14 protein-coding genes are annotated in these 16,730 nt (G+C 73.5%); 8 read left to right on the top strand and 6 right to left on the bottom strand.

Annotated features, from left to right (window positions below; genetic code table 11):
• Positions 1 to 72 precede the first annotated feature (72 nt).
• The 4 genes from pabB to K1J57_RS24855 are packed head-to-tail and all read left to right on the top strand — an operon-like array spanning position 73 to position 5,040.
• Positions 73 to 2,070 (top strand): aminodeoxychorismate synthase component I, encoded by a 1,998-nt coding sequence (gene pabB / locus K1J57_RS24870; protein WP_220561066.1) that lies wholly within the window; start codon positions 73 to 75, stop codon positions 2,068 to 2,070.
• A gap of 53 nt (positions 2,071 to 2,123) precedes the next feature.
• The gene (locus K1J57_RS24865) at positions 2,124 to 2,735 is read left to right on the top strand and encodes a DUF4291 domain-containing protein (RefSeq protein WP_220561064.1); all 612 of its coding nucleotides are present in this window, start codon (positions 2,124 to 2,126) and stop codon (positions 2,733 to 2,735) included.
• Positions 2,732 to 3,487: an MBL fold metallo-hydrolase gene (locus K1J57_RS24860; protein ID WP_255646575.1), complete on the top strand. Its 756-nt coding sequence runs from the start codon at positions 2,732 to 2,734 to the stop codon at positions 3,485 to 3,487. Before K1J57_RS24865 ends, K1J57_RS24860 begins: the two co-directional genes overlap by 4 nt.
• Positions 3,488 to 3,534: 47 nt before the next feature.
• Positions 3,535 to 5,040: an amidase gene (locus K1J57_RS24855; protein ID WP_220561062.1), complete on the top strand. Its 1,506-nt coding sequence runs from the start codon at positions 3,535 to 3,537 to the stop codon at positions 5,038 to 5,040.
• A 50-nt stretch (positions 5,041 to 5,090) separates the two neighbouring features.
• Here the strand turns inward: K1J57_RS24855 and K1J57_RS24850 are convergent, their stop codons facing one another.
• Positions 5,091 to 6,044 carry an NADP-dependent oxidoreductase gene (locus tag K1J57_RS24850; RefSeq protein WP_255646574.1) on the bottom strand — a complete coding sequence of 318 codons (954 nt, stop codon included), beginning with the start codon at positions 6,042 to 6,044 and terminating at the stop codon, positions 5,091 to 5,093.
• 70 nt (positions 6,045 to 6,114) lie between these two features.
• On the opposite strand from K1J57_RS24850, the gene K1J57_RS24845 reads away from it, so the two are divergent.
• Positions 6,115 to 7,080, top strand: coding sequence for a GlxA family transcriptional regulator (locus K1J57_RS24845; protein ID WP_220561060.1), 966 nt, complete (start codon positions 6,115 to 6,117; stop codon positions 7,078 to 7,080).
• Between the two features lie 22 nt (positions 7,081 to 7,102).
• Here K1J57_RS24845 and K1J57_RS24840 read toward each other — a convergent pair whose 3' ends face one another.
• The 3 genes from K1J57_RS24840 to K1J57_RS24830 all read right to left on the bottom strand — a co-directional run bounded on the left by K1J57_RS24840 (position 7,103) and on the right by K1J57_RS24830 (position 9,171).
• The gene (locus K1J57_RS24840; RefSeq protein ID WP_255646573.1) at positions 7,103 to 8,179 is read right to left on the bottom strand and encodes a hypothetical protein; all 1,077 of its coding nucleotides are present in this window, start codon (positions 8,177 to 8,179) and stop codon (positions 7,103 to 7,105) included.
• A 230-nt stretch (positions 8,180 to 8,409) separates the two neighbouring features.
• Positions 8,410 to 8,676, bottom strand: coding sequence for a hypothetical protein (locus K1J57_RS24835; protein WP_220561058.1), 267 nt, complete (start codon positions 8,674 to 8,676; stop codon positions 8,410 to 8,412).
• Between the two features lie 168 nt (positions 8,677 to 8,844).
• Positions 8,845 to 9,171 carry a co-chaperone YbbN gene (locus K1J57_RS24830; protein WP_220561056.1) on the bottom strand — a complete coding sequence of 109 codons (327 nt, stop codon included), beginning with the start codon at positions 9,169 to 9,171 and terminating at the stop codon, positions 8,845 to 8,847.
• A 310-nt stretch (positions 9,172 to 9,481) separates the two neighbouring features.
• On the opposite strand from K1J57_RS24830, the gene K1J57_RS24825 reads away from it, so the two are divergent.
• Positions 9,482 to 10,021: a dihydrofolate reductase family protein gene (locus K1J57_RS24825; protein WP_220561053.1), complete on the top strand. Its 540-nt coding sequence runs from the start codon at positions 9,482 to 9,484 to the stop codon at positions 10,019 to 10,021.
• A 165-nt stretch (positions 10,022 to 10,186) separates the two neighbouring features.
• Here K1J57_RS24825 and K1J57_RS24820 read toward each other — a convergent pair whose 3' ends face one another.
• Together K1J57_RS24820 and K1J57_RS24815 are read right to left on the bottom strand one after the other, a co-directional pair.
• Entirely contained in the window at positions 10,187 to 10,834 is a 648-nt protein-coding gene (locus K1J57_RS24820; RefSeq protein WP_220561051.1) for a flavin reductase family protein, read from the bottom strand.
• 334 nt (positions 10,835 to 11,168) lie between these two features.
• Positions 11,169 to 12,320, bottom strand: a complete 1,152-nt coding sequence (locus tag K1J57_RS24815) for a winged helix DNA-binding domain-containing protein (RefSeq protein ID WP_220561049.1) — start codon at positions 12,318 to 12,320, stop codon at positions 11,169 to 11,171.
• 907 nt (positions 12,321 to 13,227) lie between these two features.
• Between K1J57_RS24815 and K1J57_RS24810 the strand changes: the two genes are divergently transcribed.
• Both K1J57_RS24810 and K1J57_RS24805 read left to right on the top strand, forming a co-directional pair.
• A complete protein-coding gene (locus K1J57_RS24810; protein ID WP_220561048.1) occupies positions 13,228 to 15,576 on the top strand; it encodes a phosphoketolase in 2,349 nt (782 codons plus the stop codon).
• Entirely contained in the window at positions 15,576 to 16,658 is a 1,083-nt protein-coding gene (locus K1J57_RS24805) for an acetate/propionate family kinase (RefSeq protein WP_220565770.1), read from the top strand. Before K1J57_RS24810 ends, K1J57_RS24805 begins: the two co-directional genes overlap by 1 nt.
• Positions 16,659 to 16,730: the final 72 nt, after the last annotated feature.

Below are 16,730 nucleotides of genomic sequence, written 5' to 3'. Positions count from 1 at the left end.
CCCTGTGGACGACCGGACCCCGGAAGGCTCCCCGTATCCTGGAATGTCGCCATCCACAGGAGAAGGGGCGGGATGCGCGTTCTGCTCGTGGACAACCATGACTCGTACACCTACAACCTGTTCCAGCTGATCGCCGAGGTCGCCGGGGCCGAGCCCGCCGTGCTCACCAACGACGACCCCGCCTGGGACGGGTTCGACTTCGCGGACCTGGACGCCGTCGTCGTCTCGCCCGGCCCGGGCCGCCCCCAGCACCCCCGCGACCTGGGCCGCGTCCCCGAACTGCTGGCCGCCACACCCCTGCCGGTGCTGGGGGTGTGCCTGGGCCACCAGGCCATCGCCCACCTGGCCGGAGCCGACGTCCAGTCCGCCCCCCAGCCCCGGCACGGCCACCTCACCCGCGTCCGCCACACCGGCACCGGCCTGTTCGCGGGGATCCCCCAGGACTTCACCGCCGTGCGCTACCACTCGCTGGCCGTCCCCGAACCCCTGCCCGCCCCGGTGACGGCCACCGCCTGGGCCGAGGACGGCGTGGTCATGGCCCTGGAGCACCGCGACCTGCCCCGCTGGGGGGTGCAGTTCCACCCCGAGTCGATCGCGGGGGAGCACGGCGCCGCCCTCATCGGCAACTTCCTGGACCTGGCCCGCCCCCACCGCCCCGCCCCGGCACCGTCCGCGCGGCCCGCCCCTCCCGCCGCCCTCCCCGGGACCGCACCGCGCACCCGCACCCTGGAGGGAGCGGTGGACACCGAGGCCGCCTTCGCCCACCTGTACGGCGACGCCGAGTACGCGTTCTGGCTGGACAGCTCCCGCCCCCAGGGCCCGGCCCGCTTCTCGTTCCTGGGCGCGGCCACCGGCGAGGTCCTCACCTACCGGGTCGGCGGCCCCGTCCGCGTCCAACACCCCGACGGCACCGCCGTCACCGAGCCCGGCACCGTGTTCGACGCCCTGGAACGCCGGCAGCGGCCGCGCACCCCCGCCCCGCTGCCCTTCGAGTTCACCGGCGGGTACGTGGGCTACTTCGGCTACGAGCTCAAGGCCGACTGCGGCGCCCCCGCCGCCCACACCTCGCCCACCCCCGACGCGGTGTGGCTGCGCTGCGACCGGTTCATCGCCGTGGACCACCACACCGGCCGCACCCACCTGGTCTGCGCCGACGACGGACCCGACGGCGACGCCTGGCTGGCGGCCACCGCCGCCGCCCTGGCCGACCTCCCCCCGCTGGGCGCCCCGGCCCCGGCCGCCACCCCCGAAGACCCCGCCCACCTGCTGGAACGCCCCCGCGAGGGCTACCTCAACGACATCAAGGAGTGCCTGGCCCAGCTGGCGGCGGGGGAGAGCTACGAGATCTGCCTGACCAACCGCCTGCACACCCGCTACACCGGCACCGACCTGGACTTCTACCGCCGCCTGCGGGCCGCCTCCCCGGCGCCCTACGCCGCCCTGCTGCGCCTGGGCCCCACCAGCGTGCTCAGCGCCTCACCCGAGCGCTTCCTGCGGGTGACGGGCGAGGGCGAGGCCGAGAGCCGCCCCATCAAGGGCACCGCCCCCCGCCACCCCGACCCGGCCACCGACGCCCGCCTGGCCCGGGAGCTGCGCACCGGCGCCAAGACCCGCGCCGAGAACCTCATGATCGTCGACCTGCTCCGCAACGACCTGGGCCGGGTGTGCGAGGTCGGCACCGTCGGCGTGCCCGCGTTCATGTACACCGAGTCCTACGCCACCGTCCACCAGCTGGTGTCCACCGTCCGCGGGCGGCTGCGCGCCGACGTGTCGGCGGTGGGCGCCGTCCGCGCCTGCTTCCCCGGCGGGTCCATGACCGGCGCCCCCAAGCTGCGCACCATGGAGATCATCGACGCCCTGGAGGGGTCGGCGCGCGGCGTCTACTCCGGCGCCCTGGGCTACCTGTCGGACTCCGGCGCCGCGGACCTGAGCATCGCCATCCGCACCGCCGTCCGCCGGGGCGAGGAGCTGACCATCGGCGCGGGCGGCGCCATCATCCTGGACTCCGACCCTGAGGACGAGTACGCGGAGATGCTCCTCAAGGCCGCCGTCCCCCTGCACGGCCGCTGACCACCGCGAAATCGGCTTGCGGGGACGGGGCGGGTGCGGCCAGGGTGAATACCGTGAACACCGAGGTCCCGCCCCACCAGATCCGCGCCCGGTACACCGACACCACGGTGACCGTCTACCAGGCCTACTCCCCGCGCCTGGGGCTGCCCGCCGCCCGGGACGGCCGCTTCCCCGCCGACTGGAAGCGCGGCCGCATGACCTGGATCAAGCCCTCGTTCCTGTGGATGATGTACCGGTGCGGATGGGCCCGCAAGGAGGGCCAGGAGACCGTGCTGGCGGTGGAGATCACCCGCGAGGGCTTCGAGTGGGCGCTGCGCCACGCCTGCCTGTCCCACTACAAACCCGGGGTGCACGCCGACCGCGACGCCTGGCGGCGGGAGCTGGCCGCCGCCCCCGCCCGGGTGCAGTGGGACCCCGAACGCGACCTGCGCCTGCGCCCCCTGGAGCACCGCTCCCTCCAGCTGGGGCTGGCGGGCGAGGCCTCCACCCGCTACGCCGACGAATGGATCGTCTCCATCACCGACACCACCCCCACCGTCCACCGCGTCCACGACCTGGTCCGGCGGGGCGAGACGGAGGCGGCCGCCGCCCTGCTGCCCGACGAGCGCCCCTACCCCGAGCCCCCCGGCCTGCTGGACCGCCTGCGCCCCGGAGCCGCGGCATGACCATGACGGTGACCGTGCTGGGCACGGCCTCACCCGCCCCGCTGCCCGACCGGCCCTGCTCGGGGTACCTGCTGCGGGCGGGAGAGCGGTCGGTGTGGGTGGACGCCGGGTTCGGGACCCTGGCGGCCCTGCGCGCCCACGCCGACCCCGCCGCCCTGGACGCGGTGTGGATCTCCCACCTGCACGCCGACCACTGCGCCGACCTGGCCGCGGCGTTCTACGCGCTGCGCTACGGCGGCCTCGCCGCCGCGGGGCCGATCCCGGTCTACGCCCCCGCCGGGCTGGCGCGGCGGCTGGCGGGGTTCTTCGGCCGCCCCGACACCGCGTTCCTGGAGAACACGTTCTCCTTCCACGACCTGCACGACGGCCACCGGGTGCGCCTGGGCGACCTGGAACTGACCTCGCACGCGGTCGTGCACGACGTTCCGGCCTACGCGCTGCGCGCCCGACACGACGGGCGCACCCTGGCCTACAGCGGCGACAGCGCCCCCTGCCCGCAGCTGGCGGACGCCGCCCGCGGCGCCGACCTGTTCCTGTGCGAGGCCGACCACGACGCCCCGCCACCGGGGGAGGAGCGGGCGCACCTGACCCCGGAGGAGGCCGCCGCCGCGGCCGCCGAGGCCGGGGCGGCCCGCCTGGTCCTGACCCACACCGGCCCCTCCCTGACCCCCGAACGGGCCGCGGCCCGCGCCGGCGCCGCCCTGGGGCACCCGGTCGCCCACGCCCGCGAGGGCGAGACCCTGCGGGTGTGAGCCGCACAGAACTAGAACACGTTTCATAACGGTGTTAGGTTCCGTGCATGCGAGTCGACGAATACCTGCAACACGATGCCGTGGGCCTGGCCGACCTCATCGCCACCGGCCGGGCGAGCGCCCCCGAGGTGCTGGAGGCCGCGATCCGCCGCGCCGAACAGGTCGAACCCCGCCTCAACGCCCTCGTCCTGAAGATGTACGACGAGGCCCGCCGCCGGGCCGCCCACCCCCCGACAGGCCCCCTGTCCGGAGTGCCCTTCCTGCTCAAGGACCTCTTCCAGGACTACGCCGGATTCCCCACCTCCGCCGGCAACCGCGCCCTGCGCCACGTGCCCGCCACCGGCCACGCCGAGATCGTGCGCCGCTGGCTCGACGCCGGCCTGGTCCCCTTCGCCAAGACCAACGTGCCCGAATTCGGCGCCAAGGGCATCACCGAACCCCGCGAGTTCGGCCCCGCCCGCAACCCCTGGAACACCGCCCACACCCCCGGCGGCTCCTCCGGAGGCTCGGCCGCGGCCGTCGCCGCCGGCGTCGTACCCGCCGCGGGCGGCAACGACGGCGGCGGCTCCATCCGCATCCCCGCCGCCTGCTGCGGCCTGTTCGGCCTCAAACCCGGCCGGGGCCGGGTCCCCTTCGGCCCCGCCTGGGGCGAACCCATGCACGGCGCCTCCGTCAACGGCGTCCTGACCCGCACCGTCCGCGACAGCGCCCTGCTCCTGGACGTCATGGCCGGCCCCGAACCCACCTCGCCCTACCCCATCGCCCCGCCCGAACGCCCCTACACCGCCGAGACCGACCGCGACCCGGGAAGACTGCGCATCGGCTTCACCGACCGCTCACCCCTGGGCACCCGCGTCCACCACGAGGCCGTGCGCGCCGTACGCGACGCCGCCGCCCTGCTGGAGGACCTGGGCCACGACGTGACCGAGGCCGAACCCGCCATCGACGGCCGCGCCCTGACCGAGGACTTCCTCACCCTCTGGTACGGGTCCATGGCCGCCCTGGTCGACGGCATCAAGGCCGACACCGGCTGCACCGACGACGACTTCGAACCCGACACCCTCATCCTGGCCGCCATGGGCCGGACCCGCAGCGCGGGCGACTACGTACGCGGCCACGACCGCTGGAACGCCCACATCCTGGCACTGGCCGACTTCCACTCCCGCTACGACCTGCTGCTGACCCCCACCATCGCCGGCCCCCCGGTGACGATCGGACGCCTGGACCCGCCCGCCTGGCTGCGCGGCGCCGAACGCCTCCTGGTGCGCACCCGCACCGAATGGCTGGTGACCCGCACCGACCTGGTCACCACCGAGGTCATGAACAACCTGACCGCGACCCCGTTCACCCTCCTGGCCAACCTCACCGGCACCCCCGCCATGTCCGTGCCCCTGCACTGGACCGACACCGGACTGCCCCTGGGAGTGCAGTTCATCGCCCCGGCGGCGGGGGAGGGGCTCCTGCTGCGCCTGGCCGCCCAACTGGAACAGGCCCGCCCCTGGGCGCACCGCCGCCCCACCGGCGTCCCCTTCCCCGAACCCGCCACCGCCTGACCACCACACGGAACAAGGCGGGGCCGCCCCGACCAGAGGCGGCCCCACCATCAGACCTCCAGCACCAGCTTGCCGGTCACGTGCCCGGTATCGCCCAGCGCGTGCGCCCGGGCCGCCTCCGCGAGCGGGAACACCTCCTGCACGTGCGCCCGCAGCAGACCGCGCTCCACCAGGTCCGCCACCGCCGCCATCCCCGCGTGATCGGCCTCCACCAGCAGGCCCGCCACCCGCACCCCCAACTCCCGCGCCCGGGCCCGGTGCCCGGCGGTCACCGCCAGGATCGACACCGCGATCCCGCCCGGCCGCAACACCCCCAGCGACCGGTCCAGCACCTCACCGGCGAACGGGTCCAGCACCACGTCCACATCCCGCACCACCTCGGCGAAGTCCACCTCCCGGTAGTCCACCGCCTCGTCGGCACCCCACTCCTTGAGCAGCCCGTGCTTGGCCGCACTGGCGGTACCGATCACGTACGCCCCGCGGGCCTTGGCGATCTGCACCGCCACGTGCCCCACCCCGCCCGCGGCGGCGTGCACCAGCACCCGCTGCCCGGGCCGCACGTCCGCGGTGTCCACCAGGGCCTGCCAGGCGGTCAGCGCCACCAGCGGCAGCGCCCCGGCCTGGACGTGGTCGATCCCGGCCGGCTTGCGCACGAACGCCCGGGCCGGCCCCACCGCGTACTCGGCGTGCGAGCCGACCCCGTACGGGTACGGCAGCATCCCGAACACCTCGTCGCCCGGCTCGAACAGGGTCACCCCGTACCCGACCGCCTCCACCACACCGGCCACGTCCCAGCCCAGCACCAGCGGGAGCCGGTCCAGGAACCCGGCGTTCGCCCGGTGCTTCCAGTCGGTGGGGTTGACCCCGGCGGCGCGCACCCGCACCAGGATCTGACTCGGCCCGGGCACCGGCCGCGGCAGGCGCACCTCCCGCAGCACCTCGGGGCCGCCGTAGGCGTCCTGGGAGACCGCCCGCATCATCGCGTCATCGCTCGTGTGACTCATGGGGACCAGCCTGCTCCGCAGCCGGGGGACGAACAATGGCATGATCGCCATCTTTCGATACGATCATGCCATGAGCGCCGAACCCCGACCCCACCTCGTCGCCGTCCTGGCCCTGGACGGCGTCTACCCCTTCGAACTGGGCATCCCCGCCCGGGTGTTCGGCTCCGCCGACGGGCGCTACCTGGTGCGCACCTGCGCCCTGGAAGGCCCCACCGTCCCCACCAACGCCGACTTCTCCATCACCGTCGACCACGGCCCCGAACTCCTGGCCCGGGCCGACACTGTCGTCATCCCCCCGTTCGACACCGGACGCATCACCCGCGAACCCCCGCCCGCACTGCTGGCAGCCCTGACCGGACTGCGCCCGGGCACCCGCCTGGTGTCCATCTGCACCGCCGCCTTCGCCCTGGCCGCCGCCGGCCTGCTGGACGAACGCCCGGCCACCACCCACTGGGCGCTCACCGACATCTTCCGCACCTGGTACCCCCACGTGGACCTGGACCCGGACGTGCTGTTCGTCGACGACGGCGACCTGCTCACCTCCGCCGGCGCCGCCTCCGGAGTGGACATCTGCCTGCACCTGGTCCGCCGCGACCACGGCAGCGAGGTCGCCAACCACGTCGCCCGCATGTGCGTCGTCCCGCCCTGGCGCGACGGCGGCCAGGCCCAGTACATCGAGCACCCGGTGCCCGACCCCGACCGCACCGGCACCGCCGCCACCCGCCAGTGGGCCCTGGAACACCTGGACGAACCCCTCTCCCTCGCCGACCTGGCCGCCCACGCCCGGATGAGCCTGCGCACCTTCGTACGCCGCTTCACCGACGAGGTCGGCACCAGCCCGGGCCGCTGGCTCACCGCCCAGCGCGTCGAACGCGCCCGCCACCTGCTCGAGACCACCGACCTGGCCGTGGAGGAGGTCGCCTCCCGGGTCGGGTTCGCCACCGGCGCCTCCCTGCGCCAGCACCTGCGCGCCGCCCTGGGCGTCTCCCCGGCCGCCTACCGGCGCACCTTCCGCCGCGCCGTCCCCACCGGCTGACCCAACCGGCGCGCGACAGCGCCTAGAACGCGTCCCAGGAGCCCCGCACCCGCTCGTACACCGCGCGCACCCCCGGCTCCCGCACCTGCGGGAGCCGGGCCAGCACATCCAGGAACACCCCCCGGTCCGGACGGAACCGCCGGTGGGGCAGCACCCCCACCGACACCTCATCGAGCAGCGCCGGCTCCGGCGCCCGCCCCCACTCGACGGCCGACGCCGCCCCGCCCGGCAGCACCAGGTGCGCCCAGGCGCCCGCGGCGAGCGGCACCACGGGCACATCCCCACCGGGCCGCCACACCTCGCCCGTCTGCGGATGCACCGGCACCACCAGCACATCCGCGTCCGGCACACCGAGCCCCGGACCCGCCGGCGCCGTCCGCAACCCCCGGTCCCCGGCCGGGAGCAGCGCCTCGCACGCGGCCGAGAACAGCACCGCCGCCACCCCCTCGCACACCACACCCGCCCCCGCTCCCGCCACCACAAGATGCGCCAGCGCCGCCCCCACGGCGGCCTCCCACACACCCTCCAGAGCCGAGGCCCTCGGCCACGCCCCCGACCCGGGCTCCGGCGCCGCCCCGCCCGGAGGCTCCTCCCACCGGGCATCCGCCAGCGCCCGCGCCCACCCCGAAGGCACGACCCCGGAACCCACCGCCCGCACCGCGCCCGCCTCCAGGCGCACCGACTGCCACAGCGAACAGTCGTCGATCCGGGCGCCCACCGCCCGCCCACACCCGGCGCACGCCAGGTTCGGCCCCGCAGACCCGTCCAAGCCGCAGCAGTAACCGGCGCACCACTCCGTCACCAGCACCGTCCCGCGGACGTCACCCGGGGCCAGCACCACCGCACCCGCGGCCCCCAGGGGCACCGAGTACACCGGGGCGAAAACACCGTGGGCCGCCGCCTCCGCCTCGTCCACCGCCTCCCACGGCAGCCACGGCGGACCCGACCGCCGGGGGTCCATCGCATACGTCCCCGAACGCATCAACACCGGCATCAGCACACCGTTGCCCCACTTCTGGTGCGCGTGGTCGGGCAGCGCCACCCGCTCCACCGGCGCGCTCAGCACCGTCCCGCATCCCGCGCACACGAATTCCACCACCGGCGACCTCCACCCGAGCGGGCCCGGCAGGGGAGTGGCCACACCCCGGGCACCGGACCGACACGGCCGATCCTGCCAGTACCGGGCACCCTCCAATGGCAGGGGCGAACCAAGTACGCCGGCAAGGGGCGATGACCCCGCCACACCGCCCAGCACCGCACCCCCGGGATGCGGGGCTTTTCGTGTCTCCAAGGCCGGATCGCCGCCCGCGCACCCGGTGTCCGGGGGTGCTAGTCGTTCCTCATGTAGATATCGAAGCTCAGATTGATACCGGCCATGAAAAGCGCTGCCAGGAAAACCCACGGGGTTATCGCGAACACCCCGTCGACCCCGTCGAGCACCAACCCCACCAGAGCGCCCAGGCAGGTGATCGCGATCGTGCCCCACGCCCAGAACATGAACGTCCGCCGTAGCTCCCGTCGACGCATCACACGGTCCAAGGCGTCGATCTCCGCGCCGACGATGCGCTGGGGCCGGCCCGGCGGAGGAGAGCGCATCGGCGGCCGCGGATTCGACCCGCTGGGCCCGGTCCCGCCGCCCCCCGAGCCGGAGCCGGACAAGCCCGGCACCGAGCGCCGCGCCCCGCGCACCACGAAGCCCTGCGCTCCGGAACTTCCGAGGTGCGGGGCTTGTCGCGTGTTCCGGGGCCCGGCCCGGGGCGGGTGTCACAGGTGCGGCGTGACCAGCTCGACCACCTTGCCCTTGGAGGCGGGCCCGATCCAGGTGGCGAAGATCTGCCCGTCCTTGAAGACGTGCAGGGTGGGGGTCGCCGTGATGCCGTACTCGGAGGCCGTCTGGGAGCTCTGGTCGACGTCGGCCCGGGCAACGGTCACCCGGTCCGCGAACTCGTGGGCGACCTCGCCCAGGACCGGGTCCAGCGTCCTGCACACGCCGCTCCACTCGGCCCGGAAGACAGCCAGAACAGGCCCCTGTGCTTTGACGACCTTCGCCTCGAAGTCCGTGTCGGTGACGTCCAGGACGGTGTCGGCCATGGTGGCGCTCCTTCGTGACCGCAGGGTTGGGATGACGATGCCCATCGTCTCCGCCCCGCGGCCTGTGCGGCGGTGGCGCGAGGCGGGCGCCCGCTCCCTGTGGCGGTCGACAGCGGGCGCCGGATGCGCCTGGTCGCCGAACCCTGGCAACCCCCTGCGGCCGCCCCACCAGGTGGGGCGGCCGCAGCCGATGTCGGCCTCTGCCAGATCCCATCCCTCAAAAAAAAATTCAGCCCCGTGTCGATCCGGGCCCGCCCCGTTCGACAAGAGAGTGAGAGTCAAGAGTCATACGAAGACACTGTGGAGCGAAATGCGCAAGCTGATCGAATCGACGTTCATCACCACCGACGGCGTGCTCTCTTCCCCCGAGAAGTGGGGAGCGCCGTACTGGGACGAGGAGCACTCCTCCTACGCCGCCGAACTGCTGGGCGAAGCGGACGCGCTCCTGCTGGGGCGCCAGACCTACGAGGGGTTCGCGGCGACGTGGCCGCACAGGGACGGGGACGACTACAGCAAGCGCATCAACGCCCTGCCCAAGTACGTGGCCTCCCGGACACTGATCGGGACCGAGACCGCCTGGAACGCCACGGTCATCAAGGGCGACGTCGCCGAGGAGGTCGCCCGGATCAAGAAGGAGCCCGGCAAGAACCTCCTGAAGTTCGGCACCGGAGAGCTGGACCGCACCCTGATCGAGCACGGCCTCGTGGACGAGTTCCACCTGTGGATGTTCCCCGTGATCGCGGGCCGCGGGCAGCGGCTGCTGGACGGCCTGGACATCACGCACCTGGAGCGGCTCCGGACCAGGGAGTTCGCCAACGGCATCACGGTGATGGTCTTCGGCCCCAAGTAGCCGGACCACGACCGCCCTGAAGCCCCGGACTCCCGGAGTCCGGGGCTTTTCGCGTTCCCCGGCCACATTCGGCCGTGGCCCCACCCGGCCACCGGAACCTGCCCACCGCCGGCGCGGGGTAGGCCGCCCCGGGCGGCGGGGCCGGCCGAACGGAACGCACCCGCCCTACGACGCGACACCCCGCACCGGCACGGGGGAGCGGCCCCCGGCGGTCTCGGAGCGGTGGGAGTGGCCGACCTCGGCGCCGAGCCCGAAGTAGTGCCGGAAGCTGTACACCAGCGGCCGCCAGCGCTCCGGATCGACATGGTCGGTCCCGGGCACCACCACATCCTCCCGGGCATGCACTCGCACCACCTCGGCCTCCACCACCACATGGGCACCGGAACCGTCCGGCCGCACCTCGCGCACCACCGCCTCCAACTGCAACGGGCACTCCACCACACGCGGGGGACCGACCAGCTCCGACTCCTGGGCCGTCAGGCCCGCCGCGCCGAACTTGTCCGCCTCGAACCGGCAGCCCGGCGGCTTCCCCTCGGGAACCGGGTACCGCCCCGTCAGCGGCGCCAGCCGCTCCACCCGCTCCCACAGGTCGGCAGAGGGCAGGTTCACCACCAGCCCGGCACCTTCCCCCAGGTTGCGCGCCGTCTGCCCGGTGGCCCCCAGCCCCAGCACCACCGTCATCCCCAGCGCCCAGACCGACGAGACGGGCGCCAGATTGGGCGTCCCGTCACCGTTGAGCGTCGAGAGCAGGGCCACCGGGGTCCCGAAGTAGAGGATGCGGGGTTCGATACGCAGATGTCCGTCGGAAGTCATGGTCGAAAACCTAGGCACGACTCGTTTCGCCGGCCGACGAAGTGTCCCCGCTCCGGGAGGCCCCCGCGCGACGCGGCGCCGCGCAGGGGCCCTCTCGGTGCGCCGTCCCCGGTTCCCCCCGGACCGGGGCCGCGGCGCGGCCACGCACGTCACCCCCGATCGGCGCGCGGCCGGCACTCGCGCTCGACACGCCCCGGGACTGCGGAACCCGTACGGGACGGAGCTGCGAGTGCACCAACCCACTACCCGAACGCCCACCCGCAAACGCCATCTCGGAGTGACGCACATCACCGAACACAAGTTCAACGGCAGGCCGGGGGAGAGGACCCCCTGCTCAGGCGTGCGGACCCACCGTGACGGCACCGAACGTCAACCGCGGCATCGCCTCCAGAATCTCGCCGATCCGCTCCACCCGCTCCGCGACGGCCTCGCGCCGGGCCGCCGAGAGCGGCACCAGCGCCTCCACCGTCACGTCCAGCCGGCGCCCCGAACGCCGCTGGTGCCACACGCCCGCGGCCACCCCGTCCAGGTACAGCACCGGAAAGTTGCCCGCCTGGCCCGCCGCCAGCGCACGTTGCCCGACCGCACCGGGAAAGACCACGTCACGGGGGTGCGACCCCACCGTGTAGGCGTCGAAATAGGGGAGGAGCAGCACCTCCGGCACCGGCCCCGGAGCCTCCCCGACGTCCCCGGCCACCCGGTAGGCGACCGTCCCCTCCACCTCCACGGGCTCGATCCGCCCCTCCAACGACGCGAACAGCGCGCTCGCCCACCGCCGGGGAGCCGACATCCACTGCGCGAAGTGCTGCGGCGTCGCCGGACCGTACGCCCGCAGATAGGACAGCACCACGTGCTCCAGCGCCGCCCCGGCCTCCGCGGGCGCGAAGTCCGGCAGCCAACGGCGCGGGCTCGTGTAGGTCACCCTGCGCCCGCGCGTCGGACCGAAGCACAGCACACCCCGGTTGGCCAGGGTCTGCGTGGCCGCCCGCCAGCGCGGCCACCTGTCCTGGAAGGCCTCCATGACCCGGTCCGCCGCCCAGGGGCCCGCGTGTTCGGCCAGCGCGTCGGTGAGCTCGTCGACGGTCAGCTCCCGGTCCGAGAGGACCTCGGTGACGGCGAGCTCCAGCTCCCGGACCTGCTCCGGTGCGAGCAGGCCGTTGTGGGCGCCCTTGCCTCCCCGGGCGCGTTCGGCCGCCTCCAGCGCCGCGGACCACAGGGGGAGTTCCCGGGCGGGCAGCAGGTGCACGGTCCCGCGCGGCCCGAAGGTCTTGACGAGCTCGTGGGTGTCCCACAGCGCGGACCGCACGTGGGTGCGGTCCGCGCCCTTGAGACGCAGTCCCACGGACAGCTCGGCCGCCGACATCACTTGGGCGTGGGCCCCGGACATCGCCGAGACGACGTCGGCGGCGCTGTCGCCGGGGGCGGCAAGCCCGTGCCGCCACAGGCGTCGCGCGGTCATGTCCTGCCAAGTGGTGGGGGTGCCCATCGTGCTCCTCGGGGGTGGCTCCGTGTCCGTGGCTCCACCCTAGAAAGAGTGGAGGTCAGGTTCTGTCCTCGAGGTGAGAGCCGGGAAACCCTGTGGGGAGGGCGCTCCCACCGTTTACTTGACATAATGTGCATTATCGGCGGTGTGTACGGGAAGGCCGAGAGGGGCTGAAACGCCCGCACCACAGGCGTTCCAGCGCTTCGGTCGTTGTTCGGGCGCCTCGGACGCCTGGGGCTCGACGAACGCCAGCACGCACGAGCGCCGACGGAATCCGGGGCGCGCCGACGGGCGGCGCGTTCGCCGTGGGAACGATGGCCACGGATGGTGATCGGCGAATCCGGAGAGTCATGACCCGTGGTCCGAGCGTCCATCCGCGACATCGGCCCGCCGGCCATCGCCCGCGGCGTCTTCGGCCGCCCGCGCACGCTCGTCACCTGGGCCCTCGCGCCGCTGGTGGGATCGCTCCTGGGCGGCGCCGCCCGCCGCATCCCGTCGGTATCGACCCAGGGCCACCTCCGGTGGACTCCGGACATCCCGGCCCCCGACTCCCCGCTCGACACCCTCTCCGGCCCTGACCACCGGAAACGGCCGGAAACAGCCAAGTGCCGAACAGTGGGCGTCCCCCGCTCCGCCCCACTCCCATCCGCCAAGTTTTGATGCATAACATGCTTTATGCATCATTTGCGTGTCCTTGTGAAGTTCATGCCCATAATCCACTCCATCCCACCCAATGACCGTTTCAGGGCACCCGAACCCCGTGCCTCCCCGAAGGTCACCGGACCGGCTCGGCGTCTGGAGTTCGGCGATCCCCCGCGGTTACCGTGGCCCTGATCGACGAGCCCCTCCCCCTCACCGGGAGCCCGCCGATCCCCGCACTCCCCCGACCACACCATCCAGGGAGAAGAGCATGGGACTCGGCCAGGACGAACTCCAACGCATCGACGCCTACTGGCGCGCCGCCAACTACCTCTCCGTCGGCCAGATCTACCTGCTCGACAACCCCCTCCTGCGGGAGGAACTGCGCCCCGAGCACATCAAGCCCCGCCTCCTGGGCCACTGGGGCACCACCCCGGGGCTCAACTTCTGCTACGCCCACCTGAACCGGGTCATCAAGGCCCGCAACCTCGACATGATGTACATCATGGGCCCCGGCCACGGCGGCCCGGCCGCCGTGGCCAACGCCTGGCTGGAGGGCACCTACAGCGAGGTCTACCGGGACGTCAGCCGCGACGGGCCCGGCATGAAGCGCCTGTTCCGCCAGTTCTCCTTCCCCGGCGGCATCCCCAGCCACGTCGCCCCGGAGACCCCGGGCTCCATCCACGAGGGCGGCGAGCTGGGCTACGCGCTCGCGCACGCCTTCGGGGCCGTGTTCGACAACCCGGACCTGGTGGTCGCCTGCATCGTCGGCGACGGCGAGGCCGAGACCGGGCCGCTGGCGGGCAGCTGGGACTCCAACAAGTTCCTGGACCCGGTGCAGGACGGCGCCGTCCTACCGATCCTGCACCTGAACGGCTACAAGATCGCCAACCCGACGGTGTCGGCGCGCATCCCCGAGGACGAGCTGCTGCAGCGGTTCCGGGGCCACGGCTACCACCCGATCATGGTCAGCGGCGACGACCCGGTGTACATGCACGGGCGGATGGCCGAGGCCCTGGACGAGGCGATGGACCGGATCGCCGACATCCAGCGGGTGGCGCGGACCTCGGGGCTGGAGCGGCGGGCGACGTGGCCGGTGATCGTCCTGCGCTCCCCCAAGGGGTGGACGGGCCCGCGGGAGGTGGACGGGGTCCCGGTGGAGAACACCTGGCGGTCGCACCAGGTGCCGCTGGCGCAGGTGCGCTCCAACGAGGAGCACCGGCGGATGCTCCGGGAGTGGATGCTGTCCTACCGGCCGGAGGAGCTGTTCGACGAGGCGGGCGCCCCGGTGGAGGAGCTGCGCGGGCTGCCGCCGCAGGGCGGGCGGCGGATGAGCGCCAATCCGCACGCCAACGGGGGCCTGCTGCTGAAGGACCTGCGGCTGCCGGACTTCCGGCGCTACGGGTCGGTGTTCGAGGGGCACGGCACCCACACCAGTGAGGCGACGCGGGTGCTGGGGCACTTCCTGCGCGACGTCATCCGCGACAACCCGGACAACTTCCGGCTGGTGGGGCCGGACGAGACGGCGTCGAACCGGCTGTCGGCGGTGTACGAGGCGACGGACAAGGTGTGGGGGGCGCAGATCCTCCCGGTGGACGAGCACCTGGCCCGGCGGGGCCGGGTGATGGAGGTGCTGAGCGAGCACCTGTGCCAGGGGTGGCTGGAGGGCTACCTGCTGACGGGGCGGCACGGGCTGTTCAGCTGCTACGAGGCGTTCGTGCACATCGTGGACGCGATGTTCAACCAGCACGCGAAGTGGTTGAAGGTGACGCAGGGGCTGGCGTGGCGGCGGCCGATCGCGTCGTTGAACTACCTGCTGACCTCGCACGTGTGGAGGCAGGACCACAACGGGTTCACGCACCAGGATCCGGGGTTCCTGGACGTGGTGCTGAACAAGCCGTCGTCGGTGGTGCGGGTGTACCTGCCGCCGGACGCGAACACGCTGCTGTCGGTGGCGGACCACTGCCTGCGGTCCAGGGACTACATCAACGTGGTGGTGGCGGGCAAGCAGCCCGCGCTGGACTACCTGTCGGTGGAGGAGGCGGTGCTGCACTGCACGCGCGGGATCGGGATCTGGGAGTGGGCGAGCACGGACGGGGGCGGGGACCCGGACGTGGTGCTGGCGTGCGCGGGTGATGTGCCGACGCTGGAGACGCTGGCGGCGGCGGACCTGCTGCGGCGGCTGTTCCCGGAGCTGCGGGTGCGGGTGGTGAACGTGGTGGACCTGATGCGGTTGCAGCCGGCGAGCGAGCACCCGCACGGGATGCCGGACGCGGAGTACGAGGCGCTGTTCACGTCGGACCGGCCGGTGATCTTCGCGTTCCACGGATACCCGTGGCTGGTGCACCGGTTGGCGTACCGGCGCCGGAACCACCGGCACCTGCACGTGCGGGGCTACAAGGAGGAGGGGACGACCACGACGCCGTTCGACATGGTGATGCTCAACGACCTGGACCGGTTCCACCTGGTGATCGATGTGATCGACCGGGTGCCGGGGCTGGGCGAGCGGGCGGCGCACATCCGGCAGCGGATGGTGGACGAGCGGTTGCGGCACCGGCTCTACACACGGGAGCACGGTGAGGACCCGGCGGACATCAGGGATTGGGTGTGGCCGTACTGATGCGGGTGCTGGTGGTGAACGCGGGGTCCTCGACGCTGAAGCTGAGCCTGCTGGACTCCGACGACGCGGTGCTGGGGTCGCGGACGGTCGAGCTGGTGGACGGCGGGTGGGATCCGTCGGCGGTGCGGGATTTCCTGGAGGGGCTGCCCTCCCCCGAGGCGGTGGGGCACCGGGTGGTGCACGGGGGGCGGGAGTTCACGGAGCCGGTGCGGTTGGACGCGGGGGTGGTGGAGCGGTTGACGGCGCTGACGCCGTTGGCGCCGCTGCACCAGCCCAAGGCGCTGGCGGGGGTGGAGGCGATCACGGAGGCGGTGCCGGGGGTGCCGCAGGTGGCGTGTTTCGATACGGCGTTCCACGCGTCGTTGGGGCCGGAGGCGTTCACGTACGCGGTGCCGTCGCAGTGGCGGGAGCGGTTCGGGGTGCGCAGGTACGGGTTCCACGGGTTGTCGCACGCGTACGTGTCGGGGGTGGCGGCGCGGCGGACGGGCGGGCGCCGGATCGTGACGGCGCACCTGGGGGCGGGTGCGTCGTTGGCGGCGGTGGCGGAGGGGCGGTGTGTGGACACGACGATGGGGTTCACGCCGCTGGAGGGGCTGGTGATGGCGACGCGTTCGGGGGACGTGGACCCGGGGATGGTGCTGTGGTTGCAGCGTGAGGGCGGGTTGGGCGCGGACGAGGTGGCGGAGGGGCTGGAGCGGGGCGGGGGTCTGGTGGGGTTGGCGGGGACGGCGGACATGCGGGAGGTGCTGGCGGGGGTCGGGCGGGGCGAGGAGCGGTCGGTGCTGGCGTTCGGGGTGTACGTGCACCGGTTGCGGGCGTCGGTGGCGGCGATGGCGGCGTCGTTGGGCGGTCTGGACGTGCTGGTGTTCACGGCGGGTGTGGGCGAGCGGTCGGCGCCGGTGCGGTGGGCGGTGGCGCAGGGGCTGGGTTTCCTGGGGGTGGTGGTGGACCGGGCGGCGAACGAGGGGGTGTCCGGGGAGGCGGACATCTCGGGTGCGGGGGCGTCGGTGCGGACGCTGGTGGTCCCCACGCGTGAGGACGTGCAGATCGCGCGGGGGGCGCGGGAGGTGGCGGGGGTGTGAGCCCCCTCCCCCGGTGGGACGGGCGCGGGCCGTGGGGTCCGCGCCCGTCGTGGTGTGCGGGGGGGCGCTCCC

It is taken from the genome of Nocardiopsis sp. MT53, assembly GCF_019598965.1.
Lineage (GTDB): Bacteria > Actinomycetota > Actinomycetes > Streptosporangiales > Streptosporangiaceae > Nocardiopsis > Nocardiopsis changdeensis.
This window is presented reverse-complemented; position numbering and strand designations above follow the sequence as displayed.

Excerpts from the sequence above, each read along its gene's own strand:
- K1J57_RS24820 (WP_220561051.1), bottom strand. The coding sequence starts at position 10,834 with ATGACTTCCGACGGACATCTGCGTATCGAACCCCGCATCCTCTACTTC.
- K1J57_RS24835 (WP_220561058.1), bottom strand. The coding sequence starts at position 8,676 with ATGCGCTCTCCTCCGCCGGGCCGGCCCCAGCGCATCGTCGGCGCGGAG.
- K1J57_RS24850 (WP_255646574.1), bottom strand. The coding sequence starts at position 6,044 with ATGAGTCACACGAGCGATGACGCGATGATGCGGGCGGTCTCCCAGGAC.
- K1J57_RS24815 (WP_220561049.1), bottom strand. The coding sequence starts at position 12,320 with ATGGGCACCCCCACCACTTGGCAGGACATGACCGCGCGACGCCTGTGG.
- K1J57_RS24860 (WP_255646575.1), top strand. The coding sequence starts at position 2,732 with ATGACCATGACGGTGACCGTGCTGGGCACGGCCTCACCCGCCCCGCTG.
- pabB (WP_220561066.1), top strand. The coding sequence starts at position 73 with ATGCGCGTTCTGCTCGTGGACAACCATGACTCGTACACCTACAACCTG.
- K1J57_RS24825 (WP_220561053.1), top strand. The coding sequence starts at position 9,482 with ATGCGCAAGCTGATCGAATCGACGTTCATCACCACCGACGGCGTGCTC.
- K1J57_RS24830 (WP_220561056.1), bottom strand. The coding sequence starts at position 9,171 with ATGGCCGACACCGTCCTGGACGTCACCGACACGGACTTCGAGGCGAAG.
- K1J57_RS24810 (WP_220561048.1), top strand. The coding sequence starts at position 13,228 with ATGGGACTCGGCCAGGACGAACTCCAACGCATCGACGCCTACTGGCGC.
- K1J57_RS24855 (WP_220561062.1), top strand. The coding sequence starts at position 3,535 with ATGCGAGTCGACGAATACCTGCAACACGATGCCGTGGGCCTGGCCGAC.
- K1J57_RS24845 (WP_220561060.1), top strand. The coding sequence starts at position 6,115 with ATGAGCGCCGAACCCCGACCCCACCTCGTCGCCGTCCTGGCCCTGGAC.
- K1J57_RS24805 (WP_220565770.1), top strand. The coding sequence starts at position 15,576 with ATGCGGGTGCTGGTGGTGAACGCGGGGTCCTCGACGCTGAAGCTGAGC.